Annotated in this window: 23 protein-coding genes; 6 read left to right on the top strand and 17 right to left on the bottom strand. The window is 71.2% G+C overall.

Going from position 1 to position 24324, the window contains the following annotated elements:
• Positions 1-182: 182 nt before the first annotated feature.
• Entirely contained in the window at positions 183-1784 is a 1602-nt protein-coding gene (locus tag ACFZCP_RS32935; RefSeq protein WP_391434459.1) for a DHA2 family efflux MFS transporter permease subunit, read from the bottom strand.
• Positions 1785-1908: 124 nt separating this feature from the next.
• Here ACFZCP_RS32935 and ACFZCP_RS32930 point away from each other — a divergent pair, with 124 nt between their 5' ends.
• Complete coding sequence (locus tag ACFZCP_RS32930) at positions 1909-2508, top strand: TetR family transcriptional regulator (RefSeq protein ID WP_391434457.1); 600 nt, start codon at positions 1909-1911, stop codon at positions 2506-2508.
• 1 nt (position 2509) lies between these two features.
• Here the strand turns inward: ACFZCP_RS32930 and ACFZCP_RS32925 are convergent, their stop codons facing one another.
• Positions 2510-3061 carry a peptidoglycan DD-metalloendopeptidase family protein gene (locus tag ACFZCP_RS32925; RefSeq protein WP_391434454.1) on the bottom strand — a complete coding sequence of 184 codons (552 nt, stop codon included), beginning with the start codon at positions 3059-3061 and terminating at the stop codon, positions 2510-2512.
• A 466-nt stretch (positions 3062-3527) separates the two neighbouring features.
• Here ACFZCP_RS32925 and ACFZCP_RS32920 point away from each other — a divergent pair, with 466 nt between their 5' ends.
• Positions 3528-4160: an HAD family acid phosphatase gene (locus ACFZCP_RS32920; protein WP_391434452.1), complete on the top strand. Its 633-nt coding sequence runs from the start codon at positions 3528-3530 to the stop codon at positions 4158-4160.
• A 294-nt stretch (positions 4161-4454) separates the two neighbouring features.
• On the opposite strand, the gene ACFZCP_RS32915 is transcribed toward ACFZCP_RS32920, so the two are convergent.
• A complete protein-coding gene (locus ACFZCP_RS32915) occupies positions 4455-6983 on the bottom strand; it encodes an AAA family ATPase (RefSeq protein WP_391434447.1) in 2529 nt (842 codons plus the stop codon).
• A gap of 430 nt (positions 6984-7413) precedes the next feature.
• Between ACFZCP_RS32915 and ACFZCP_RS32910 the strand changes: the two genes are divergently transcribed.
• Positions 7414-8082, top strand: coding sequence for an SCO3374 family protein (locus tag ACFZCP_RS32910; protein ID WP_391434444.1), 669 nt, complete (start codon positions 7414-7416; stop codon positions 8080-8082).
• On the opposite strand, the gene ACFZCP_RS32905 is transcribed toward ACFZCP_RS32910, so the two are convergent.
• From ACFZCP_RS32905 to ACFZCP_RS32860, 10 genes are all read right to left on the bottom strand, one after another.
• Positions 8061-8396 (bottom strand): Lsr2 family protein, encoded by a 336-nt coding sequence (locus ACFZCP_RS32905; RefSeq protein WP_361124829.1) that lies wholly within the window; start codon positions 8394-8396, stop codon positions 8061-8063. The genes ACFZCP_RS32910 and ACFZCP_RS32905 overlap by 22 nt on opposite strands.
• A 202-nt stretch (positions 8397-8598) precedes the next feature.
• Complete coding sequence (locus ACFZCP_RS32900) at positions 8599-9132, bottom strand: amino-acid N-acetyltransferase (RefSeq protein WP_362692595.1); 534 nt, start codon at positions 9130-9132, stop codon at positions 8599-8601.
• A gap of 9 nt (positions 9133-9141) precedes the next feature.
• Positions 9142-9585: a BlaI/MecI/CopY family transcriptional regulator gene (locus ACFZCP_RS32895; protein WP_391434563.1), complete on the bottom strand. Its 444-nt coding sequence runs from the start codon at positions 9583-9585 to the stop codon at positions 9142-9144.
• 164 nt (positions 9586-9749) lie between these two features.
• Complete coding sequence (locus ACFZCP_RS32890) at positions 9750-9929, bottom strand: hypothetical protein (protein WP_362692601.1); 180 nt, start codon at positions 9927-9929, stop codon at positions 9750-9752.
• Between the two features lie 244 nt (positions 9930-10173).
• A complete protein-coding gene (locus ACFZCP_RS32885) occupies positions 10174-10857 on the bottom strand; it encodes a hypothetical protein (protein WP_391434561.1) in 684 nt (227 codons plus the stop codon).
• Between the two features lie 249 nt (positions 10858-11106).
• The gene (locus ACFZCP_RS32880) at positions 11107-11904 is read right to left on the bottom strand and encodes a type III pantothenate kinase (RefSeq protein ID WP_391434439.1); all 798 of its coding nucleotides are present in this window, start codon (positions 11902-11904) and stop codon (positions 11107-11109) included.
• 5 nt (positions 11905-11909) lie between these two features.
• On the bottom strand, positions 11910-12887 hold the full coding sequence (gene nadC / locus ACFZCP_RS32875) for a carboxylating nicotinate-nucleotide diphosphorylase (RefSeq protein WP_391434434.1): 978 nt from the start codon (positions 12885-12887) through the stop codon (positions 11910-11912).
• 4 nt (positions 12888-12891) lie between these two features.
• A complete protein-coding gene (locus tag ACFZCP_RS32870; RefSeq protein ID WP_391434432.1) occupies positions 12892-14613 on the bottom strand; it encodes an L-aspartate oxidase in 1722 nt (573 codons plus the stop codon).
• A complete protein-coding gene (gene panC / locus ACFZCP_RS32865; RefSeq protein WP_391434427.1) occupies positions 14610-15611 on the bottom strand; it encodes a pantoate--beta-alanine ligase in 1002 nt (333 codons plus the stop codon). Before panC ends, ACFZCP_RS32870 begins: the two co-directional genes overlap by 4 nt.
• Positions 15611-16555 (bottom strand): DUF2520 domain-containing protein, encoded by a 945-nt coding sequence (locus tag ACFZCP_RS32860; RefSeq protein WP_362692618.1) that lies wholly within the window; start codon positions 16553-16555, stop codon positions 15611-15613. Before ACFZCP_RS32860 ends, panC begins: the two co-directional genes overlap by 1 nt.
• 182 nt (positions 16556-16737) lie before the next feature.
• On the opposite strand from ACFZCP_RS32860, the gene ACFZCP_RS32855 reads away from it, so the two are divergent.
• Entirely contained in the window at positions 16738-17988 is a 1251-nt protein-coding gene (locus ACFZCP_RS32855; protein ID WP_391434423.1) for a beta-eliminating lyase-related protein, read from the top strand.
• A gap of 176 nt (positions 17989-18164) precedes the next feature.
• Here ACFZCP_RS32855 and ACFZCP_RS32850 read toward each other — a convergent pair whose 3' ends face one another.
• The gene (locus tag ACFZCP_RS32850) at positions 18165-18374 is read right to left on the bottom strand and encodes a hypothetical protein (RefSeq protein WP_362692624.1); all 210 of its coding nucleotides are present in this window, start codon (positions 18372-18374) and stop codon (positions 18165-18167) included.
• Between the two features lie 174 nt (positions 18375-18548).
• Here ACFZCP_RS32850 and ACFZCP_RS32845 point away from each other — a divergent pair, with 174 nt between their 5' ends.
• Entirely contained in the window at positions 18549-19655 is a 1107-nt protein-coding gene (locus ACFZCP_RS32845; protein ID WP_391434419.1) for a DUF5937 family protein, read from the top strand.
• Between the two features lie 58 nt (positions 19656-19713).
• Here the strand turns inward: ACFZCP_RS32845 and ACFZCP_RS32840 are convergent, their stop codons facing one another.
• Positions 19714-20385 (bottom strand): response regulator, encoded by a 672-nt coding sequence (locus tag ACFZCP_RS32840; RefSeq protein WP_391434416.1) that lies wholly within the window; start codon positions 20383-20385, stop codon positions 19714-19716.
• Between the two features lie 69 nt (positions 20386-20454).
• Positions 20455-21660, bottom strand: a complete 1206-nt coding sequence (locus ACFZCP_RS32835) for a histidine kinase (protein WP_391434413.1) — start codon at positions 21658-21660, stop codon at positions 20455-20457.
• A 118-nt stretch (positions 21661-21778) separates the two neighbouring features.
• On the opposite strand from ACFZCP_RS32835, the gene ACFZCP_RS32830 reads away from it, so the two are divergent.
• The gene (locus ACFZCP_RS32830) at positions 21779-22999 is read left to right on the top strand and encodes an SAM-dependent methyltransferase (protein ID WP_391434409.1); all 1221 of its coding nucleotides are present in this window, start codon (positions 21779-21781) and stop codon (positions 22997-22999) included.
• Between the two features lie 166 nt (positions 23000-23165).
• Here ACFZCP_RS32830 and ACFZCP_RS32825 read toward each other — a convergent pair whose 3' ends face one another.
• A complete protein-coding gene (locus ACFZCP_RS32825; RefSeq protein ID WP_391434405.1) occupies positions 23166-24314 on the bottom strand; it encodes an NADH-quinone oxidoreductase subunit D in 1149 nt (382 codons plus the stop codon).
• Between the last annotated feature and the right edge of the window lie 10 nt (positions 24315-24324).

Here is a 24324-nt window from a genome sequence, read left to right as displayed (position 1 = left end):
ATGGTGACACGGGGCACTGACAGTCGTCGGGACGGCGACCGGGCCAGGCGATCAGGCACAGCGGCAGGGCAGGGCGGCCGGGCGCAGGGCACGGCAACCAGGCACGGCGGCAGGGCACGGCGAAGGCCCCCGGGGCGGACACCGACCGGGGGCCTTCGTACAGCCTTGATGCAGGGGTGGGCTCAGACCGCGTCGATCAGCGGCGCCGGACCCTCGCCGCCCTCCGCCGCGGGCTTCTGCGGCCCGCCCTTCAGCGGAACTTCCTTCACGAACAGCGAGGCGATCAGCACCAGCACCGCGATCACCGAACCCAGCAGGAACGCCGAGTGGGTGCCGGAGGACACCGCGTGCTGGTACGCCTCCCGCGCCTGCGCCGGCAGCTTCGCGAGGCTCGCCGCGTCCAGCTGGGCGGACTTCTCGGTGATGTTCTTGCCCAGCGCGCCGGCCCGCTCGGCCATGACGTCCTGGACCCGGTGGTTGAACAGCGCCCCCATGATGGCCACGCCGAAGGAGGAGCCGAGCGTACGGAACAGGGTGGTGGACGAGGAGGCCACGCCCATGTCCTTCATCTGCACGCTGTTCTGCGCGACCAGCATGGTGATCTGCATCAGGCAGCCCATGCCCGCACCGAGCACGGCCATGTAGATGCCGGACGTCAGCCGCGTGGTGCCGGTGTCCATCGTCGACAGCAGGTACAGGCCGACGATCATCAGCACACCGCCGACGATCGGGAAGACCTTGTAGCGGCCGCTGTTGGTGGTGACCCGCCCGGCCACCATCGAGGTCACCAGCATCGCGCCGAGCATCGGCAGGAGCAGCAGACCCGAGTTGGTCGCGGAGGCGCCCTGCACCGACTGCTGGTAGAGCGGCAGGAAGAGGGTGGCACCGAACATCACGAAGCCCGTGATGAAGCCGATGACCGACATCAGGGTGAAGTTGCGGCTCCGGAAGATGTGCAGCGGAAGCACCGGCTCGGCGACCCTGGTCTGCCAGAACACGAATCCGACCAGCGCGGCCACGCCGATACCGATCAGCTCCATGATCCGCGCGGACGTCCAGGCATACTCACTGCCGCCCCAGGTCGTGACGAGCACGATGGAGGTGATGCCGACGGTCAGCAGGACGACACCGAGGTAGTCGATGCCCGCCTTGGACCGCTTCTTCGGCAGGTGCAGCACCGCGGTGACCAGCGCGAGGGCCACGGCGCCGAGCGGCAGGTTGATGTAGAAGGTCCAGCGCCAGCCCCAGTTGTCGGTGATGGTGCCGCCGACCAGCGGACCGCCGATCATCGCCAGCGCCATGACGCCGGCCATCATGCCCTGGTACTTGCCGCGCTCGCGCGGCGGTATGAGGTCACCGATGATCGCCATGACGCCGACCATCAGACCGCCGGCACCGAGCCCCTGGACGGCCCGGAACCCGATCAGCTGGCCCATGTTCTGGGCCATGCCGCTCAGCGCGGAACCGACCAGGAAGATCACGATCGAGCTGAGGAAGGCGCCCTTGCGCCCGAACATGTCTCCGAGCTTGCCCCAGACCGGGGTCGAGGCCGCGGTCGCCAGGGTGTACCCGGTCACCACCCAGGACAGGTGTTCCAGGCCGCCCAGCTCACCCACGATCGTCGGCATCGCCGTGCCCACGATCATGTTGTCGAGCATCGCGAGCATCATCGCGAGCATCATCGCGATCATGAGAGCGAGCAGAACCACCCGCACGCTCTTCGGCTGTTTCTCCGGCTTGCCCACTGCCTCGGGGGCCTTCACGGCCGCCTGGGTGTCCGCCATCTTCCCACTCCCCCTGGCGGCCTCACTTACTTGCCGCCCGGCTAGTTCTGACTACACTGGGAAGGTAGAGGTTTCACTTGCCGGTCGTCAAGTAAGTTTCCGCGGGAGCGCGAGGAGTACGAGGATGAGCGTCACCATGGACGGCACCAAGCATCAGCGCCGCGGCAACACCCGCCAGCGCATCCAGGACGTGGCACTCGAACTCTTCGCCGAGCAGGGCTACGAGAAGACCTCGCTGCGCGAGATCGCCGAGCGCCTCGACGTCACCAAGGCGGCCCTGTACTACCACTTCAAGACGAAGGAAGAGATCATCGTCAGCCTCTTCGAGGACCTGACGAAACCGATCGAGGACCTGATCGAGTGGGGCAGGCAGCAGCCGCACACCCTGGAGACCAAGCACGAGATCGTACGGCGCTACAGCCAGGCCCTGGCCGGCGCGGAACCGCTCTTCCGGTTCATGCACGAGAACCAGGCGACGGTTCGGGAACTGCGCATCGGCGACACCTTCAAGGACCGCATGCGCGACCTCCGGGACATCTTCATCGACCCCGACGCGCCCCTCGTGGAACAGATCCGCTGCGTCAGTGCGATGTTCACGCTGCACGCCGCGATGTTCCTGATGCAGGACCTGGAAGGCGACTTCGAGACACGGCGCGAGGCCGTTCTCGAAGTCGCCATGGGCCTCGTCACGCAGGCGCACGAGGGCGCCCGCAGGAGGGACTGAATCAGACGGTGACGCCGTGGGCCCGCAGGAAGTCGACCGGGTTGACGGCGGAGCCGTAGTTGGGGGTGGTACGGATCTCGAAGTGCAGGTGCGGGCCGGTGGAGTTACCGGTGGAGCCCGACAGGGCTATGTGCTGGCCGGTCTTGACGACCTGGCCGACCTTCACGTCGATCCGGGACAGGTGGGCGTACTGCGAGTACGTGCCGTTGCCGTGGCTGATGACGATGGCGTTGCCGTAGGCGGGGCCGTCACCGGCGCCGTTGCCGCCGGCCTTGACGACGGTTCCGCCGTGCGCGGCCATGACCTCGGTGCCGGTCGGCACGGCGAAGTCCTGCCCGCTGTGCTTGTGGGCCCAGTGGCTGCCGTCCTGCATGAAGCTGGCCGAGAGCGTGTACGTCTTCACCGGGTCGACCCAGGAGGCGGCGGACGGCGCTGCGGCGCTCGCGACCCCGGCACCCAGCACGGCCGTGGCGCCCACTCCGGCGGCCAGGACAGCCACGCGGTTGCGAAGCGAGGACGTACGGGAAGAACGGGACGTGACGCGCTTGAACATCGATACCTCGTGGTTTCGGGGACGGAACCGCCACCTGGCGCAAAGCCGTTCGCCGGGTGGCCCGTCATTGGTAACCCGCAGGGCCATCCCGGCTCAATCCCCCCCATCTACGGCATTCAGTAGTAGATGAGCACAGAACAACCCACCTCTTGACAGCGAACCCGCCCGCTGCGGATCGGCCTTACCGACTGCGGTATTTGATGCGAGGTTCCGGGCTAAAAGTTCCCTTTTGCCCGGATCAAATGTCCCACTATCTAGGCTAGTAACGGACATTTCGCCTGTGTGGCACATCACCGGCTTACAGCCGGTTTCCCGAATCAACGGACGAAGAAATGTGACGCACACCCCTTGGCTGCCTACCGTTCAGTAACCCTATGGTTCCCCTCGCGCCACCCTTGCCACACATCATGCTCCTGACATTCCCAGTCAGGCCGTGCAGCGTACGGACGTGAGAGGACCCCCACCGATGACCAGACGCCCCTGGGCGCGCCGGACAGCCGTCGCCGCCGTCTCCGTGGCCGCGCTCGCCGCGCTCGCCACCCCGGCCGAGGCGGCGACCACCACCAGCAGCGGCGCCACCGCGAGCAGCAGCGCCACCGCCGCCAAGGTCGACTACGCGACCTGGCAGAAGGACTGCCAGACGGTGATGGGCCAGGCCCTGCCGTACCTGAAGGAGCGCATCGCGGACGCCGAGCCCGGCGAGAAGCAGGCGATCGTCTTCGACATCGACAACACCACGCTGGAGACCGACTTCGGCTTCAGCTACCCGCAGCCGGCCAACAAGCCCGTCCTGGACGTCGCCCGGTACGCCCAGGAGCACGGCGTCTCCCTCTTCTTCGTCACCGCCCGCCCGGGCATCATCTACTGGCCCACCGAGTACAACCTCGAGCACGACGGCTACGACGTCTCCGGCCTCTACGTCCGCGGCTTCTTCGACCTCTTCAAGAACGTCGGCGACTACAAGACCGCCCAGCGCGTCGACATCGAGAACCACGGCTACAAGATCATCGCGAACATCGGCAACAGCGCCACCGACCTCTCGGGCGGCCACGCCGAGAAGACGTTCAAGCTCCCGGACTACGACGGGCAGCTGTCCTGACGCGAGGCTGAATCCTCCGGCTGGGCTCCATCCCTGCCTCCGTCGTTGCGCAACCACGCGCGGGGGGTGGCGGGGTGGAGCCGGCCGTACTGGGCAGCAGGCCGGCGTGCCGCGGCAGGCGGCAGGCGGCAGGCGGCAGGCGGTTGTCGAACTGCCACCGCCTGGGACATGCCGTGCCGGACTCCCGGCCCGAGGCGCTCCTCCCCGGTGCGGAACTCACCGGGGAACAACACGGCAAGGGGCCGGTGCCCGAAGGCACCGGCCCCTTGCCGCTCGGCCTCTCGGCCGCGACGCCTATGCGTCCTTGCTCAGGTTCGGTCCGGCTCCGCCGGCCGCCTGCTCGATCGGCGGGACGTCCGGCAGCGCCGACTTCTCCTCACCCCGGAAGGTGAAGGTCTGCGACTCGCCCTCGCCCTCGGTGTCCACGACCACGATGTGGCCGGGGCGCAGCTCGCCGAAGAGGATCTTCTCCGAGAGGGTGTCCTCGATCTCGCGCTGGATCGTGCGACGCAGCGGACGCGCGCCCAGCACCGGGTCGTAACCCTTCTTGGCCAGCAGCTCCTTGGCGGACTGGGAGAGCTCGATGCCCATGTCCCGGTCCTTCAGGCGCTCGTCCACCTTGCTGATCATCAGGTCGACGATCCGCAGGATGTCCTCCTGCGTCAGCTGCGGGAAGACGACCACGTCGTCGACGCGGTTGAGGAACTCGGGGCGGAAGTGCTGCTTCAGCTCGTCCGACACCTTGTTCTTCATGCGCTCGTAGTTGGTCTTCGTGTCGCCGGAGGCGGCGAAGCCCAGGTTGAAGCCCTTGGAGATGTCCCGGGTGCCGAGGTTGGTCGTCATGATGATGACCGTGTTCTTGAAGTCCACGACCCGGCCCTGGGAGTCGGTCAGACGACCGTCCTCCAGGATCTGCAGCAGCGAGTTGAAGATGTCCGGGTGCGCCTTCTCGACCTCGTCGAAGAGGACCACCGAGAACGGCTTGCGCCGCACCTTCTCCGTCAGCTGGCCGCCCTCTTCGTAGCCCACGTAGCCGGGGGGCGAACCGAAGAGACGCGAGACCGTGTGCTTCTCGCTGAACTCCGACATGTCGAGGGAGATCAGCGCGTCCTCGTCGCCGAAGAGGAACTCGGCGAGCGCCTTGGACAGCTCGGTCTTACCGACACCGGACGGACCGGCGAAGATGAACGAACCACCCGGACGCTTCGGGTCCTTGAGCCCGGCACGTGTACGGCGGATCGCCTTCGACAGCGCCTTGACGGCGTCCACCTGGCCGATGACCCGCTTGTGGAGCTCGTCCTCCATGCGGAGCAGTCGGCTGGACTCCTCCTCGGTCAGCTTGAAGACCGGGATGCCGGTGGCCGTGGCGAGGACCTCGGCGATCAGCTCGCCGTCGACCTCGGCGACGACGTCCATGTCGCCGGCCTTCCACTCCTTCTCCCGCTTGGCCTTGGCGGCCAGGAGCTGCTTCTCCTTGTCGCGCAGGGAGGCGGCCTTCTCGAAGTCCTGCGAGTCGATCGCGGACTCCTTGTCCCGGCGGACGGCGGCGATCTTCTCGTCGAACTCGCGCAGGTCCGGCGGCGCGGTCATCCGGCGGATGCGCATCCGGGAACCGGCCTCGTCGATCAGGTCGATGGCCTTGTCCGGCAGGAAGCGGTCCGAGATGTAGCGGTCGGCCAGGGTGGCGGCCTGGACCAGGGCCTCGTCCGTGATGGAGACCCGGTGGTGGGCCTCGTACCGGTCGCGCAGACCCTTGAGGATCTCGATCGTGTGCGGCAGCGACGGCTCGGCGACCTGGATGGGCTGGAAGCGGCGCTCCAGGGCCGCGTCCTTCTCCAGGTGCTTGCGGTACTCGTCCAGCGTGGTCGCACCGATGGTCTGCAGCTCACCGCGGGCGAGCATCGGCTTCAGGATCGAGGCGGCGTCGATGGCGCCCTCGGCGGCACCCGCACCGACCAGCGTGTGCAGCTCGTCGATGAACAGGATGATGTCGCCGCGGGTGCGGATCTCCTTGAGGACCTTCTTCAGGCGCTCCTCGAAGTCACCCCGGTAGCGGGAGCCGGCGACCAGGGCGCCGAGGTCCAGCGTGTAGAGGTGCTTGTCCTTGAGGGTCTCGGGCACCTCGCCCTTGACGATGGCCTGGGCGAGGCCCTCGACGACGGCGGTCTTGCCGACGCCGGGCTCACCGATCAGCACCGGGTTGTTCTTGGTACGGCGGGACAGCACCTGCATGACCCGCTCGATCTCCTTCTCGCGCCCGATGACGGGGTCGAGCTTGGACTCACGAGCGGCCTGGGTGAGGTTCCGGCCGAACTGGTCGAGGACCAGGGACGTCGAGGGGGTGCCCTCGGCGGGACCACCGGCGGTGGCGGCCTCCTTGCCCTGCTGGTAACCGGAGAGCAGCTGGATGACCTGCTGCCGCACCCGGTTGAGATCGGCGCCCAGCTTGACCAGGACCTGGGCGGCGACGCCCTCGCCCTCACGGATCAGGCCGAGCAGGATGTGCTCCGTGCCGATGTAGTTGTGGCCCAGCTGAAGGGCCTCGCGGAGCGACAGCTCCAGGACCTTCTTGGCACGGGGGGTGAAGGGGATGTGCCCGGACGGGGCCTGCTGGCCCTGACCGATGATCTCCTCCACCTGCTGGCGGACCGCCTCAAGCGAAATGCCGAGGCTCTCCAGGGCCTTAGCGGCGACACCTTCGCCCTCGTGGATGAGACCCAGGAGGATGTGCTCGGTGCCGATGTAGTTGTGGTTGAGCATCCGGGCTTCTTCCTGAGCCAGGACGACAACCCGCCGCGCGCGGTCGGTGAACCTCTCGAACATCGTTAATCGCTCCTCAGAGCGGTCAGGCAGTGGGGGGAACTTCCCCTCCCTGTCCTTCCGCAGCTTAGTCCCGCAAGCGGGGACCGCTCATTCCAACTGCCGACACCGTCCTTGGCCTCCTGACCCCGAACGCCGACATCTGCTCCAACCCGATGGTGCGAGACGATGTTCCCGCAGGCCAGGCAGTTACCCCACTCGCCACTACGCCGATGGCGAACGTGAGACGTCCCGTCCTGCGCGTCGCCCCCTCCCACTAGGCATGTCTTACCCGCGGGGACTGACACTCCATGCCGCGCGCACCGGTTCCCTCCGCTATGGGCGAACAACCTTGCGCCTCCACGGGTCCCCGCGCGCCCCCCTCTTGGGCACTCTGTGCGTTTGACAGAACACCCAGCGTAACTCGCGGCCCGCTTCGGCGGTTGCACGTGGCATGGCTGGCTCGGTCTGCACGACCTCCACAACCTCCTCAACCTCCACGGTCCCCCTTCCACGCCGCCCCGTCGATCCGGGGGCGCCCGGTCTCCCGGCCGGCCCGTGCGGACGGCCCGAGCCCGATGCCCGGGTCCGGCACTGGTACGAGAACGATCTGGGGTGGCCGACCGTGCCCGGACGGCCGCTGCGGCTTGTCACGGGGGTCCGGTTCGACGTGCTGGACGTGCCGGCGGAGGCGGGCGCCGCGGCGCTCAGGCATCTCGCACCGGACTCTCCGGTGGCCCGGTGGGGCGACCGGATGCGGCTGCTGGTGGCCGCGGGCAGCGCGGAGGAGCTGCCTCAGGTGCTGGAGTGGCTGGAGTGGGACGCGCTGGCCCTCGATCTGCGCGCCCTGGGCGCGGGCGGCCTGACGGAGGCGCCGCTGCTGCCCGGGCGGGTCGGCGCCGACGACGTTCAGGGGGCCGCCGTGTGGCTGCGGCCCCCTGCACCGGGGTGCGAGGTCGAGGCCTCGCTGCCGGCACTGCCGGCCATGGGGGGCCTGGGGGACGCCCCCGATCTGGTGCGAGTGGTGGACACGGTGGCAGCGCAGTGCCACCGCGTCCGGCTGCGGCGCGCGAGCGCCCCCTCGCTCACCTGCCGGAGAAATCAGCCGTTGGCCTTCTCGTAGGCCTCGCGAATGGACGCCGGAACACGGCCGCGGTCGTTGACCTCGTATCCGTTCTCCTTCGCCCAGGCGCGGATCGCCGCGGTGTCCTGGCTGCCGCCGGAAGCCGCACGCGCCTTTCCGCGTCCGCCCGAAGCACGGCCTCCGGTGCGACGACCACCCTTCACATAGGCCTCGAGAAGGCCACGCAGCTTGTCCGCATTGGCGGTCGTGAGATCGATCTCGTACGTCTTGCCGTCCAACGCGAACGTGACGGTCTCGTCCGCCTCGCCGCCGTCGAGGTCGTCGACAAGAAGGACCTGAACCTTCTGTGCCACCGGATTTCCTTTCATCGATAACGTCAGGGCAGGGGGTGTGTGGCGTCCGCCGTTTCGCCGCCCCTGTTATATGCAGTACTGCAGTACGTCGGAAAGCAAACCGCTTTTGCCGGAAAAACACAAACCCCTGAGGGAGATCCAGGGACCCACCGCGGCCGGGAAACATGCGCGTTTCGGACATAGGGAACCGGGGCAATGACGATCACAGATGCAGAAGCATCCGGCTGTTGCCCAAGGTGTTCGGTTTCACTCGTTCGAGACCGAGGAACTCCGCTACGCCCTCGTCATAGGAACGCAACAGCTCCGCGTACACATCGGTGTCGACCGGTGTCTCACCGATCTCCACGAAGCCGTGCTTCCCGAAGAAGTCCACTTCGAAGGTGAGGCAGAAAACGCGCCGAACGCCGAGCCAGCGCGCCGTCTCCACCAACTTCTCCAGCAACTGGTGACCGACGCCGGCGCCCTTGAGGCCTGGCTTCACCGCGAGAGTGCGGACTTCCGCGAGGTCTTCCCACATGACGTGCAGCGCGCCGCAGCCGACCACCTCGGCGTTGTCGTCGCGTTCCGCGACCCAGAACTCCTGGATGTCCTCGTAAAGGGTGACCGTGGCTTTGTCGAGCAGGATGCGGTCGCGGGCGTAGGCGTCGAGGAGCCGGCGCACCGCCGGGACATCGCTGGTCCGGGCCCGCCGGACGGTGATGGCTTTTGCGCTGACTTCGGGGCGCTCTGCTGACATGGGCGGACGCTATCGCCCGCCGGCGTCCCCGGCCGAGCCGGGGTTCTCCTCCTGGGGAGCTTGAGCGGCTTCCTCTTGCGGAGCTCGAGCGGCTTCCTGCGTTTCCGGCCCCTGGACGATGCGTACGGCGTCCCGGAGGGCCTGACGCTGTTCCTCGCTCATCATCCCGAAGAAGGCGACGAGAGCGGCTGCCGGGTTGTCACTCTGCGACCAGGCGTCGTTCATCAGGGCGGCGGCGTACGCGGCTCGCGTCGAGACGGCCTCATATCGATAGGCGCGCCCTTCCGCCTCACGGCGGACCCAGCCCTTCTGATGGAGATTGTCCAAAACGGTCATCACGGTGGTGTACGCGATGGACCGTTCCTGCTGGAGGTCTTCCAGGACTTCTCGAACGGTCACCGGGCGGTTCCACTTCCAGACCCGCGTCATGACCGCGTCTTCGAGTTCTCCCAATGGGCGTGGCACAGCTCAGAACAATAGTGGGAGATCCCGACAATGGCGTGCCGGACGTGCACTCGGGCTACAAACGTGAACAAAAAGGGCGTGCGACTCGGAACGCACCGCAGTGCGGGGAGTCGTACGCCCTGCCGGGTGCCCGGCCGGTGAGGGGTTCCGGCTCAGGCGTCGTGGCCGGCCGGGGCCTTGCGCACGCTGTCCGCGCGCGCGAGGGCGGCGTCGACGGCCGCGTCCTCCTTGGCCTTGGCGGCCCCGCCCTGGGTCTTCACGATCACCCTGACCAGACCGATGAAGAACACGGCCATGACGACCGGCGGCACGAGCGCGGAGACGTAGTCCATGGCACCAGGGTAGCCACGGAGGTCCGGGCGAATGGGGCGGGGTGGGCCAACCGGGGCGCCGGGCGCACAGCGGGAGCCCCGGCCTGGGACGACGCCCGGCGGTCCACGCCGCCCGACCACGACGCCGCGACGCCACCACGCCGTCCGGTCGCAACGCTGTCCGCGTCGCGCCTGCCGTCTTGGCCGCGCGCGGACGTCTCGGCCGTCTTGGCCGCGCGCGGACGGTCTCGGCCCGGCGGACCGCTCAGCCGGCGGCCAATTGCCGTGTCTCCGGGGGGCCGGCCGGTGGAGCGGGCCTCCTGCGGGGCGGGAAGACCTCGCCGGGGGTGGGGATGGGGCGTTTGGGAGCCGCCGGCTCCGTGGCAGGCCGGCCGTCCGGGTCGGAAGGGGACCGTCCGGGTTTCGGGGCGGGCTTGCTCGCGGGGTCCTGTGCCGGATTCCGGGCGGGTTCCTCCGGGCCCTCGGCCATGAGGGCCGCGGCGCCCTCCGCGCGGCCCGGGAGGGCCATCAGGCGCGTTCTGGAGGGCGGTACGGCGGGAGCGGGGACCCTGCGCGCGCCCTGGGCGAAGCGCGTCCGTACGTCCCGCTCGGCCAGCGCCTGGCAGCGGTCGAGCAGACGGGCCGCCGTGGGATTCCCGCGCAGTGCCCGCAGCGCGGCGAGGTCGTCCGGCACGGGCCGGTACCCGGCGCCCAGCACCTCCTCCAGGAGCGCGAGGTAGTCGGCGGCGGTTCCCGGCAGGGCGGCGCGGTACCGGCCGAGATCGGCCACCAGGAAGGCGCGCAGCCGGGCCCCCTCGCGCATCGCCTCGTCGAGGGACTCGGCGAGGCGGAAGCAGTCCTTGACGTCCTCGGTGGACGCTCGGCCGGGGTGAAGGGCGAGGGCGAGGGCGCGGCGGAGCACACGCAGCTCCTCCGCGCCGAACGCCATGCCGCCGCGGGATCCGTATGGCGTGGGCATGCGGCGACGCTACCGCTAATCGGACAAAAGCGACGAATGGCACTGTTGTGTCGCCGCGTGTCGTTACCGGGTTTCCCTCGGCCGGGGTCACGCGCGCGGGGACGGCGAAAACCGGCGCCCCCACGGGCGCCGGCCTCCTGCCGGTCTCGTCACCGACGCGACACGTTGCTCCGCACCGACGCGACACGCTCTCCCGTCACCGGGGCGGCACGCTTGCCGTCACAGGCGCGACACGTTGCGCTCGTACACCAGGCGCAGGCCGATCAGGGTCAGCCACGGCTGGTGCTCGTCGATCACCGAGGACTCCCCCAGCACCATCGGGGCGAGGCCGCCCGTGGCGATCACCGTGACGTCGTCGGGATCGTCGGCCAGCTCCCGGGCCATCCGGCTCACCACTCCGTCGACCTGCCCGGCGAAGCCGTACACGATGCCCGCCTGCATGGCCTCGACCGTGTTCTTGCCGATCACGCTGCGCGGCCGGGCGACCTCGATCTTGCGCAGCTGCGCGCCCCTGACGCCGAGCGCCTCCACGGAGATCTCGATACCGGGCGCGATCACCCCGCCGACGTACTCACCGCGTGCGGAGACCGCGTCGAACGTCGTCGCCGTACCGAAGTCGACGACGATCGCCGGGCCGCCGTACATCTCGACGGCGGCCACCGCGTTGATGATCCGGTCCGCGCCGACCTCCTTGGGGTTGTCGGTGAGGATCGGCACGCCCGTCTTCACGCCCGGCTCGACCAGCACCGCGGGCACGTCGCCGTAGTACCTGCGGGTGACCTCGCGCAGCTCGTGGAGGACCGACGGCACGGTGGCGCAGATCGCGATGCCGTCGATGCCGTCGCCCAGCTCCTCGCCGAGCAGCGGGTGCATGCCCATCAGGCCCTGCAGCAGCACCGCCAGTTCGTCGGCCGTGCGGCGCGCGTCCGTGGAGATGCGCCAGTGCTCGACGATGTCCTCGCCGTCGAACAGGCCGAGCACGGTGTGCGTGTTACCGACGTCGATCGTGAGCAGCATGGCCGTTACTCCGCCTCGCGCAGGTCCAGGCCGATGTCGAGGATCGGCGAGGAGTGGGTGAGCGCGCCGACGGCGAGGAAGTCCACGCCGGTCTCGGCGTACGCGCGCGCGGTGTCGAGCGTGAGCCGCCCGGAGGCCTCCAGCAGGGCTCGTCCGCCGACGATCCCGACGGCCTCCGCGCACTCCCCGGGGGTGAAGTTGTCCAGGAGGATCAGGTCGGCGCCCGCGTCGACGACCTCGCGCAGCTGGTGCAGGGTGTCGACCTCGACCTCGATCGGCACCTCCGGGAAGGTGTCCCGTACGGCCTTGAAGGCCTGCGCGACGCCGCCCGCGGCGACCACGTGGTTGTCCTTCACCAGGGCGGCGTCGGAGAGCGACATGCGGTGGTTGACGCCCCCGCCGCAGCGGACCGCGAACTTCTCCAGCGAGCGCAGCCCCGGCGTGGTCTTGCGGGTGTCGCGCACGCGTGTCTTGGTGCCCTCCAGCACGTCCGACCACGCACGCGTGGCGGTCGCGATCCCGGACAGCCTGCACAGGAGGTTGAGGGCGCTGCGCTCGCCGGTGAGCAGGTCACGCGTGCGCGTGGTGACCGACAGCAGCTTCTGTCCGGCCTCGACGCGGTCGCCGTCCCCGACGTGCCGCTCGACCTCGAACTCGTCCGTGCAGACCACGGAGAGCACGGCCTCGGCGACCCTGAGGCCCGCGACCACACCGGCCTCGCGCGCGGTGAAGTCGCCGGTGGCCACGGCGTCCTCGGAAATGGTCGAGACGGTCGTCACGTCCACGCCGCCGTCCAGGTCCTCCTGGATGGCGACGTTCGCGACGTCCTCGACCTCGATGGGGTCGAGCCCGGCAGCGGCCAGCAGCTCGGCGAGCGCGGGGTCGAGCCCGCTCTCCAGGTACTCCTCGTCGCCCTCCGCGCCGCAGGCGCAGCCGTCACCGCAGCCGCCGTTCGGGGCGAGGGGAAGGTCGTCGGTGCTCACGTGTTCACTGCTCCTGGGGGCGCTGGGTCTGCCGGGTCGGGGGGAAGTCTGCGGTGTCCGTGGTGCGGACGGCCAGGGACCGGTCCGGATTGAGCCGTACCACGATGTGGCGCCGCCACTGCGTGTCGTCGCGCTCGGCGCGGTCCTCGCGCCAGTGGCAGCCGCGGGTCTCCTCGCGCAGCCGGGCGGCGGCGACCAGGACGCGGGCCACGCACAGGAGGTTGGTGGCCTCCCAGGTGTCGACACCGGGCTCGGCGGTCTTGCCGTTCTCCTCCAGGGCGTCGCGTGCCTCGCTGTGCAGCCGCTGGAGCTGGTCCGCGGCCGTCTCCAGGGCCCCCGCCGAACGGAGCACGCCCGCGCCCTCGGTCATGATCCGCTGGATGGCGAAGCGGCTCTCGGGGGCGAGCAGCGGGTGGGCGGGCTTCTCGGGGTGCGGGACCGGCTCGGGCACGCGCGCGTGGAGGCCGTCTCCGGCGTGGGCCGAGGCGATGTCGGCGGCGATGCGCTCGGCGTAGACGAGGCCTTCGAGAAGGGAGTTGGAGGCGAGCCGGTTCGCGCCGTGCACGCCGGTGCAGGCGACCTCGCCGCACGCGTACAGGCCGGGGACGGTCGTACGCCCCCGGGCGTCGGTGCGTACGCCTCCGGAGGCGTGGTGGGCGGCCGGGGCGATCGGGATGGGGTCGGTGACCGGGTCGATGCCGTTGGCGCGGCAGGCGGCCAGGATGGTCGGGAAGCGGTGCTCCCACATGTCGGCGCCGAAGTGCCGGGCGTCGAGGAACATGTGCTCGGCGCCCTGCTCCTGCATCCGCCGCATGATGCCCTTGGCGACGATGTCGCGGGGCGCCAGCTCGGCCAGCTCGTGCTGCCCGACCATGAAGCGCACGCCGTCCCCGTCGACCAGGTGGGCGCCCTCGCCGCGCACCGCCTCGGAGACCAGCGGCTGCTGCCCCTCGGCGTCCGCGCCGAGGAACAGCACGGTCGGGTGGAACTGCACGAACTCCAGGTCGCTGATCTCGGCGCCCGCGCGCAGCGCCAGCGCCACGCCGTCGCCGGTGGACACCGACGGGTTGGTGGTCGCGGAGAACACCTGGCCCATGCCGCCGGTGGCGAGGACGACCGCGGGGGCGTGCACGGCGCCCACACCGTCGTGCTGGCCCTCGCCCATCACGTGCAGGGTGACGCCCGCCGTGCGGCCGTCGGCGTCGGTGAGCAGGTCGAGCACGAGCGCGTTCTCGATCGTGCGCAGCCCGCGCGCGCGTACGGCCTCCACGAGCGCCCGGGAGATCTCCGCGCCGGTCGCGTCCCCGCCCGCGTGGACGATACGGCGCCGGTGGTGGCCGCCCTCGCGGGTGAGCTGGATGTCGCCCTCGTCGTCGGTGTCGAAGTGGGCGCCGGTGTTGATCAGCCGCCGCACGGCGTCGGGGCCCTCGGTGACGAGGATCCGCACGGCCTCCTCGTCGCACAGGCCCGCGCCCGCCACCAGGGTGTCCTCAAGGTGCTGCTCGGGGGTGTCACCCTCGCCCAGGGCGGCCGCGACGCCGCCCTGCGCCCAGCGGGTGGAGCCGTCGTCGAGGCGGGCCTTGGTGACCACGACCGTCGTCAGGCCCGCCGCCTGGCAGCGCAGGGCGGCGGTCAGGCCGGCCACCCCGGAACCGACGATGACCACGTCCGCCGAGATGGACCACCCGGGGGCGGGTGCGTGCAGTCGTATGCCTGTGCTGGTCACGAGGCGGCTCCGAGGGATCCGAAGGTGAGAGGGAGGTTGTCGATCAGCCGGGTGGTGCCGACCCGGGCGGCGACCGCGAGGACGGCCTCACCGGTGAAGCCGTCGCCGATCTCGCTGAAGTCGGACGGGTCGACCAGGGCGAGGTAGTCCAGCTGCAGCGGCGGGTCGAGCCGGGCGCCCTCGTCGAGAGCCTGGCGGGCGGCCGCCCGGACGGCCGCCGGGCCGCCGGGCGCGGCCGTGGCCACGGCGTGCGCGTCGGCCGCCGCGCGGGACTCCCCTATGGCGCTCAGCGCCTCGGCACGCGCGTGCGTGGTGGGCACTTCGAGGGCCCGCGCGCGCAGCGCCTCCTGCGCGGCGTGCCGGTCGCGGCCGGTGAACAGGGCGTGGGACAGGGTGAGCGCGGTGCGGCGCTCGTCGGGCGAGAGGTAGCGGTTGCGGCTGGACAGGGCGAGCCCGTCCTCCTCGCGCACGGTCGGTACGGCGACGATCTCGACGCCGAAGTTCAGGTCCCGCACCATGCGCCGGATCAGGGCCAGCTGCTGGGCGTCCTTCTGGCCGAACAGGGCCATGTCGGGGCGGGTGAGGTGCAGCAGCTTGGCGACGACGGTGAGCACGCCGTCGAAGTGGCCGGGCCGCGAGGCGCCTTCCAGGCGCTCGCCCATGGGGCCCGCGGAGATGCGCACCTGGGGCTCGCCGCCCGGGTACACCTCGTCGACGGAGGGTGCGAACACGGCGTCGGCGCCCGCCTGCTCGGCGAGCTTCAGGTCGGCCTCGAGGGTGCGCGGGTAGCGGTCCAGGTCCTCGCCCGCGCCGAACTGGAGCGGATTGACGAAGACGGTGACGACGACCTCGCCGCCCGGGCCGGCGATCTCGCGCGCGGTGCGGATCAGCGTGGCGTGGCCCTCGTGCAGGGCGCCCATGGTCATCACGACGGCGCGGCGGCCGGTGCGCACGCGCGCGTGCAGTTCGTCGGCGGTGCTCAGCAGGGCGGTGGTCATCAGGCGTTCCCCTCGGTGCCGTTCGTGCCGTTGGTGCCGTTGGATCCGTCGGCCAGCACACCGAGCAGGTCCTCGGCGAGTTCCGGCTTCAGCAGGCCGTGCGCGAGGGCCCGGTCGGCGGTCGCGCGGGCCATCGCCAGGTAGCCCGCGACGGTCTGCGGGGCGTGCTCGCGCAGCTGGGCGACGTGCGCGGCGACCGTGCCGGCGTCCCCGCGCGCGACGGGGCCGGTGAGCGCGGCGTCCCCGGAGCGCAGGGCGTTGTCCAGGGCCGCGCCGAGCAGCGGGCCGAGCATCCGGTCGGGGGCCTCGACGCCGGCCGTGCGCAGCAGCTCCATGGACTGGGCGACCAGGGTCACCAGGTGGTTGGCGCCGAGGGCGAGAGCCGCGTGGTAGAGCGGACGGTTCTCCTCGCTGATCCACTCGGGCTCGCCGCCCATCTCGATGACCAGGGCCTCGGCCGCGAGTCGCAGCTCCTCGGGCGCGGTGACGCCGAAGGAGCAGCCCGCCAGGCGCTGGACGTCCACGGGGGTGCCGGTGAAGGTCATCGCCGGGTGCAGGGCCAGCGGCAGCGCGCCCGCGCGCAGGGCGGGGTCCAGCACCTTCGCGCCGTACCGCCCGGAGGTGTGCACGAGCAGCTGTCCCGGTCGTACGGCACCGGTCTCGGCGAGGCCGGCGACCAGGCCGGGCAGGGCGTCGTCCGGGACCGTGAGCAGGACGAGGTCGGCGCGTTCGAGGACCTCGGCCGGCGGCACCAGCGGGACGTCGGGGAGCATCGTCTCGGCGCGCCTGCGGGAGGCGTCGGAGACTCCGGAGACGGCCACCGGGCGGTGCCCGGCGAGCTGCAGGGACGCGGCCAGGGCGGGGCCCACCCGGCCGGCGCCGACGACGCCGACGGTGAGCCGCGCGGGGCGGTCCTTGAGGTCTGGCTGGTGGACTGTACTCACGCGACGGCGGCCTTCCCGTTCCAGTCCGCTCTGGGTACCGGACGATTTCTCGTCATGTTAACGCTATCCGGTCGGACACCAATGGGTTGTCCACAGGCTGTGGGTTACCCCACGTTCGCGGACCGTGGCCCCCTCGGGAAATCCCGGTGCCCCCCACCGGCCGGCACGGCATGATCCGCAGCATGACGGACACGGCTGCACAGAGCAGTGAACAGGGCGAGGAACGAGCCGAGCGGGGCACTGAGCGGGGCGAGGAACGAGCCGGGCGGGGCTCCGAACAGGGCGAGGAACCATCGGCGCAGGAGCAGTTGCGGGAGCGGCGCGCGGCCGCCCACCGGCAGGCGCAGCGCACGCTGTCCCGCGCCGGCTGGGGATCGACGATCCGCGAACGTCTGGCGTATCTGAACGAGGCGGGTTCGGGGGTGTACGACCTGGACGAGCCCGCCGACGTCTACGGCAACCGGATCGTGGCCGCCGTGGAGGAACGGGTCGCCGCGCTGCTCGGCACGGAGGCCGCCGCGTTCTTCCCGACGGGCACGATGGCCCAGCAGGTGGCCCTGCGCTGCTGGGCGGCCCGCACGGGAAACCCGGCGGTGGCCCTGCACGCCCTGGCCCACCCCGAGATGTATGAACGGCATGCGTTCAGCCAGGTCAGCGGCCTGCGCCCGGTCCGGGTGGGCAGTGGGCCCCAGCTGCCCACGGCTGCCGAGATCCGCGCGTTCGACGAACCCTTCGGGGCCTTGATGCTGGAACTTCCCCTCCGGGACGCCGGTTTCGTGCTGCCCACCTGGGAGGAGCTGACCGAGGTCGTCGAGGCGGCGCGGGAGCGCGACGCGGTGGTGCACTTCGACGGTGCCCGCCTGTGGGAGTGCACGGACCATTTCGGGCGTCCCCTGGAGGAGATCGCCGCTCTGGCCGACAGCGTCTACGTCTCGTTCTACAAGTCCCTCGGCGGCTTCGGCGGCGCCGCGCTCGCCGGCCCGAGGACGCTGGTGGAGGAGGCGAAGAGCTGGCGGCACCGGTACGGCGGCATGATCTTCCAGCAGTTCCCGACCGCCCTGTCCGCGCTCATCGGCCTGGAGCATGAGCTGCCCCGGCTGCCCGAATACGTACGTCACGCGCGCGTGGTGGCCGCCGCGCTGCGCGAGGGCTTCGCGGCGGCGGGAGTGCCCTGGTCCCGCGTCCACCCGGAGCGGCCGCACACGCAGGAGTTCCAGGTCTGGCTGCCGTACGAGCCGGACGTGGTCGCCGAGGCGGCCGTGCGCCAGGCCGAGGAGACCTCGGTCATGCTCTTCGCGAACGCCTGGGACGGCGTGGGGCCCGGCATCGCGGTCACGGAGGTCGTCATCCGTGCCGCGGGCCTCGAATGGACGGCCGACGACGTCCGCGCGGCCGTCCGGGACTTCGTGGACCGTCTGCCGGACAAGGCCTAGCCGCGGCCAGGCCGCGGTCTGGCCGCGGTCTGGCCGAAGAGCCCTACCGAGGGGCCTGGCGAAGGCGCGCGGACACGGTCTGGCCGGGGCGCGCGGACAGGGCCTGGCGGACAAGGCCTGGTCCTGGGCTGGTCCAGGGCTGGTCCAGGGGCGCGCGGACAGGGCCCGGCTGTGGTCTAGCCGAGGGCGCGCGGGCGCGGCCGGCGCCTCAGGGCGTGGCGCAGCCACCCGCGCGCCGGGCGCTCGGCGACGACGGCCAGGAAGCGCCGGTGGTCGCGCAGGGCGCGCACCACGCCGAGGTCGTGACGGCCCGGCGGGGGCGGGTCGGGCTCGCCGTGCTGACGGGCGCGGAAGGTGTCGAGGAGGTACTGCTGGGTGACGCTCATGGCGGACCGCCTTCTCGGGACGTGGACTGATCACCGGCCGGCCGGTGGCTGATCGGGCTCCGCGGCTGCCCCGGTGGGCCCAGGTTGCGCGGGTCGGGGCGGGAAAGTCGCGCCGATTGACGTCCGCCGTCAATCGAGGATCCGGTTGTCGGTGGCGGCGGGCACCATGGGGTCATGAGCGTGCGCATCGACATCACGGGGCTGCGTCCGGAGAGGGTCGCCGTCGTCCCCTCGCCGCTGGGCGAACTGGGCATGGCGCTGCACGCGTTGTCGGAGCCGGGCCATCACCCGGGCCTGCAGGGGTGGGTGACCGGCGTGACCGCCCGGCTGGACCCGCACCTGGCCGACCGGATGTGCGAGGCGGACTTCCTGTGGCGCTCGACGTTCTCGGACCTGTTCCTGCCGTTCGCCGGCATCGAGGGCCTGAGCACGCTGCCCGGTGCCACCCTCGCCGAGGACCTGGACCTCATCGACAAGCTGACGGACGAGCAGTTCGTGGACGCGGCCATGGAGTTCACCTGCGCGGCGCCGTACTGGTCGCGCGGGCCGTCCGCGCTCACCGATGCCGCCGTGCGGCGGCGGGCGCTGGAGCTGGCCGCCTCGCGCGGGCCCCGGCAGGTGCGGTTCACCGAGCGGCTGCTGGCCGATCCGCCGAGGATCCGGGACTGGCTGCGGCAGTTCCTGCAGGACTGCGACGAAGCGTTCTTCGCGGAGACCTGGTCCAGGCTGCGCCACCAGCTCGCGGCGGACGCCCGCCACAAGACGGACCTCCTGAGGCGCAGGGGCCTGGCGGAGGCACTGGCCGCGGTGTCCCCCACGGTCGCGCTCGACGAAGAGGGCGCCCTGATCACCGTCGACAAACTGGGCATCGGCCACTCGGCCACCGCGGACGGCGGTCTTCTGCTCGTCCCGACGAGCCTGGGCTGGCCGCATCTGAGCGTCCTGCACCGGTACGGCTGGCAGCCGGTGCTGCACTATCCGGTCGGCTCACCCGAGCTGGCGGCCCCGCCCTCGGTGGAGCAGCTCGCCCTGCGGATGACCGCCCTGTCCCACCCGGTGCGGATGCGGCTGTGCCGCCATCTGGCGCGCAGCGCCTACACCACCAGCGAGCTGGCACAGATCCACGGGATGACGGCTCCCGAGATATCCCGGCACCTGGGCGTGCTGAAGAAGGCGGGGCTGCTCACCACGCGCCGGCGCGGCCGGTACGTCCTGCACCAGCTGGACGTCACCGTCGTCGCCCGGCTCGGCAGCGACTTCCTGGAGGGGATCCTCCGGTAGCCGTCGGTTTCCTGGACGGGGTTGTGCCGGTTCCCTGGAGGGGGGTGTCCGGTGGCCGTCAGCCGAGGCCGCCCGCGCGCACCAGACCGGTCTCGTAGGCCAGCACCACCACCTGCACCCGGTCCCTGAGGCCGAGCTTGGTCAGGATGCGGCCCACGTGGGTCTTCACGGTGGCCTCGGACAGCACCAGCCGGGCCGCGATCTCGCCGTTGGACAGCCCCTGCGCGACCAGCACCATGACCTCGCGCTCCCGGTCGGTGAGCCGCTCCAGCTCCTTGTGCTGGGGCTCCTTGGTGCCGGAGGGCAGCATCGGCGCGAACCGGTCCAGCAGGCGCCGGGTGGTGGACGGGGCCACGACCGCGTCCCCGCTGTGCACGGCGCGGATGGCGGCCAGCAGCTCGCCGGGCGGCACGTCCTTGAGCATGAAGCCGGAGGCGCCCGCCTTCAGCCCGGAGAAGGCGTACTCGTCCAGGTCGAAGGTGGTCAGGATCAGCACCTTCGGGGGGTTGGACTCCGAGCAGATCCGCCGCGTGGTCTCCACGCCGTCCAGCTTCGGCATGCGGACGTCCATCAGGACGACGTCGACAGCGGTGGCGCGCAGCACCTGGAGGGCCTCGACGCCGTCGCCCGCCTCCGCGACGACCTCCATGTCCGGCTGGGCGGCGAGCACCATCCGGAATCCGGTGCGCAGCAGCACCTGGTCGTCGACGAGCATCACGCGGATCGTCATCGGGTCTCTTTCGTTCGGGTGGGCGGAGCCGGGGGTGTTACAGGTGTCAACAGGGGGCGCACGACCGCGTCAGTGCGCTGGTTTGAGCGGGAGCAGCACACTGATGCGGAATCCTCCGCCCGGGCGCGGCCCGGCGTCCAGGGTGCCGCCCACCATGCCGACCCGCTCGCGCATGCCGATCAGGCCGTGCCCCTGGCCGTCGGCGCCGCCCTCCTCGTACAGCTCGTGCGGGGCACCCTTGCCGTCGTCCTCGACGAGCAGGCCGAGCCCGTCGTCGAAGTAGACCAGCCGCACGCTCGCGCCCGTGTTGGGCCCGCCGTGCTTGCGGGTGTTGGTGAGGGCCTCCTGCACGATGCGGTACGCGGTCAGCTCCACGCCGCTGGGCAGCGGGCGCGGGGTGCCCTCGACCTTGAAGTCGACGGGCAGGCCGGAGCTGCGGCACTGCTCGATCAGCTCGTCGATCTGCTCGACGTCCGGCTGGGGGACGTACTCCCCGCCCTCCTCGTGCTCGCCGGTGCGCAGGACGCCGAGCAGGCGGCGCATCTCGGCGAGGGCCTGCCGGCCGGTGGAGGAGATCGTCTCCAGGGCCTTCTTCGCCTGGTCGGGGGCGGCGTCGAGCACGTAGGCGGCGCCGTCGGCCTGCACGACCATCACCGACACGTTGTGTGCGACGACGTCGTGCAGCTCGCGCGCGATCCGGGCGCGCTCGGCGGCGACCGCCACCTTGGCCTGCGCCTCGCGCTCCTTCTCCAGCCGGGCGGCGCGCTCCTCCAGCTGCGCGAAGTAGGCGCGCCGGGTGCGCATGGAGTCGCCGAGCACCCAGGCGAGGGCGAAGGGCACCGTCTGGAACACCGCCAGCGCCACATGGCCCAGAACGGTCGTCTGCTGTTCCGGCCAGCGCAGCTGCGCCAGGGCCGCCGCACCGAGGCTCACCGCGAGCGCCAGCCGTGAGGCCCAGCGCGCGCCGATCATGGCGACCGTGTAGGTGATCACCAGCATGGCGAAGTCGGCGACGGTCGACTCGATGTTCAGGACGAGCTGGAACAGACCGGTCGCCAGGGCCAGCAGCAGCATCGGCTCCGGGAAGCGGCGGCGCAGCGCGACGACGACGCTCAGGACCGCGGAGACCGCCAGCCCCCCGCCGATCGGCATGTGGTGGCCGGGCACCCTGTGCAGACTCACCACGCTCACACCGGAGAGCCCGAAGAGGACGACGGCCCAGAAGGTGTCGACCCACGTCGGGTGCCTGCGGAGAAAGTCATAGAGGCGCTGCACGTAACCCAGAGTAGGGAAACGAGGTGCGTGCAGGGGTCAACCGGAGGACCGATCCCTGCCCGGGACACGTACTCCGCAAGGTGGAGGCAGTGATCACCTGTGCGCCTAGTCTGTCCGGGTGACGGATGGTGCGAGGGCTCAGAGCCACGGCGAGCGACACGGCTGGCGGGCGGCGACCGAGGAGGCCCTGTACGGCCCGGGCGGCTTCTACCTGCGGCCCGAGGGCCCTGCCGGGCACTTCCGTACGTCCGTGCACGCCTCCCCGCTCTTCGCGCAGGCCGTCGCCCGGCTGCTGTGCCGGGTCGACGAGGCGCTCGGGCGGCCGCGGAGGCTCGACTTCGTGGACCTGGGCGCCGGGCGCGGTGAGCTGGTCGCCGGCGTGCTCGCGGCGCTGCCGGCCGAGGTGGCCGCCCGGGCGCGCGGGTACGCCGTCGAGCTGGCCGGCCGTCCGGCGGGCCTGGACGACCGGATCGTCTGGCTGGGAGAACCCCCGCAGGAGGTCACCGGGCTGCTGTTCGCCAACGAGTGGCTGGACAACGTGCCCGTGGACGTCGCCGAGGTGGACGCCGCCGGGGTGCCCCGGCTGGTGCTCGTCGCGGCGGACGGCACCGAACGGCTCGGGGAGCCCGTGTCGGGCGCTGAGGCGGGCTGGCTCGCGCGGTGGTGGCCGCTGCCCGCCGAGGAGGGGCTTCGCGCGGAGATCGGGCTGCCCAGGGACCTCGCCTGGGCTGCGGCGGTGGGCCGGGTGACGCGGGGGCTCGCGGTGGCCGTGGACTACGCGCACACGGTGGACGCACGCCCGCCGTTCGGGACGCTCACCGGCTTCCGGGAGGGACGCGAGACGGCGCCCGTACCGGACGGGTCGTGCGACATCACGGCACACGTCGCACTGGACGCGTGCGCGGCCGCCTGCACGGCGCACGCCCCTTCAGGCCCGGCGGCCACCCCCGCGAACACGGCGGACACCCGCGCGAACACGGCGGACACCCGCGCGAACACGGCGGACACCCGCGCGAACACTGCAGACATTCCCGCGAACACGACGTGCACCCCCTCGGACACGGGGCCTGCGGCCCGCGGCTCGGGGCGCACGGCTCCCGGGTCGGGGCGCACGCTCGCCACCGCACGACTGCTCACGCAGCGAGCCGCCCTCCAAGCCCTCGACCTCACGGGCGCGCGCCCCCCGCTCGCGCTGGCCTCCACGGACCCCGCTGCCTATGTACGCGCCCTCGCGAGCGCCGGCGAGGCCGCCGAACTCACATCCCCGGGCGGCCTCGGCGACTTCGGCTGGCTGATCCAGCCGGTCGGCATTCCGGACCCGCTCCCGGCCGACGCCTAGGACCACCTGGGAGGACGGCCAGGGACTGTCAGGGGGCAGCCAGGGGCGAGGAGCGGTGGACGGCCAGGGGGACAGGTGGGGGGACAGCCAGGGGGGCGGCGAGGAGCGGTGGACGGCCAGGGGCAGCCGGAAGGCGCTGGGACGGCCTGCGACTGCCCGCGGCGTCCTACTTGTCGATGTCCCCGACCACGAAGAACATCGACCCCAGGATCGCCACCATGTCCGCCACCAGCGTCCCGGGCAGCAGCTCGGTCAGCACCTGGATGTTGTTGTAGGACGCCGAGCGCAGCTTCAGCCGGTACGGGGTCTTCTCACCCTTGCTGACCAGGTAGTAGCCGTTGATGCCGAGCGGGTTCTCGGTCCAGGCGTACGTGTGCCCCTCGGGCGCCTTGAGCACCTTGGGCAGCCGCTGGTTGATCGGCCCGGGCGGCAGCTCGGCGAGCCGGTCGAGGCAGGCGTCGGCGAGGTCCAGCGCGTTGTGGGTCTGCTCCAGCAGGCACTCGAAGCGGGCGAGGCAGTCGCCCTCGCCGCGGGTGACGACCTTCAGCGTGTCCTGGAGATCGCCGTAGGCCAGGTACGGCTCGTCGCGGCGCAGGTCGAAGTCGACGCCCGAGGCGCGCGCGATGGGCCCGCTCACGCCGTAGGCGTGCACGGCCTCGGGCGCGAGCGTCCCCACACCCCGGGTACGCCCCCGGAAGATCTCGTTGCCGAGCACCAGGTCGTCGAAGACGTCCATGCGGGAACGCACCGCGGCGACGGCGTCACGCGCGCGCGTCGTCCACCCGGCCGGCAGGTCCTCCTTGAGGCCGCCGACGCGGTTGAACATGTAGTGCATGCGCCCGCCGGAGACCTCCTCCATGACGTTCTGGAGCACCTCGCGCTCCCGGAACGCGTAGAACACCGGCGTGATCCCGCCCAGCTCCAGCGGGTAGGACCCGAGGAACATCAGGTGGTTCAGGACCCGGTTCAGCTCGGCGAGCAGGGTGCGCGTCCACACCGCGCGCTCGGGGACCTCCATGCCGAGCATCCGCTCCACGGCGAGGACCACACCCAGCTCGTTCGAGAACGCCGACAGCCAGTCGTGGCGGTTGGCGAGCATGATGATCTGCCGGTAGTCCCGGGCCTCGAAGAGCTTCTCGGCGCCCCGGTGCATGTAGCCGATCACCGGCTCCGCATGCTGGATGCGCTCCCCGTCCAGCACGAGCTTGAGCCGCAGCACGCCGTGTGTGGACGGATGCTGGGGGCCGATGTTGAGCACCATGTCGGTGCTCTCGGCGGCGCCGCCGACGCCGACCGTGGTCTCCGTCGCTGTCATGGACCCAGTT

The sequence above is a fragment of the Streptomyces sp. NPDC007971 genome, assembly GCF_042958635.1.
Taxonomy (GTDB): domain Bacteria; phylum Actinomycetota; class Actinomycetes; order Streptomycetales; family Streptomycetaceae; genus Streptomyces.
The sequence above is the reverse complement of the archived record's forward strand: the minus strand, read 5'-3'. Positions and strand labels throughout refer to the sequence as shown.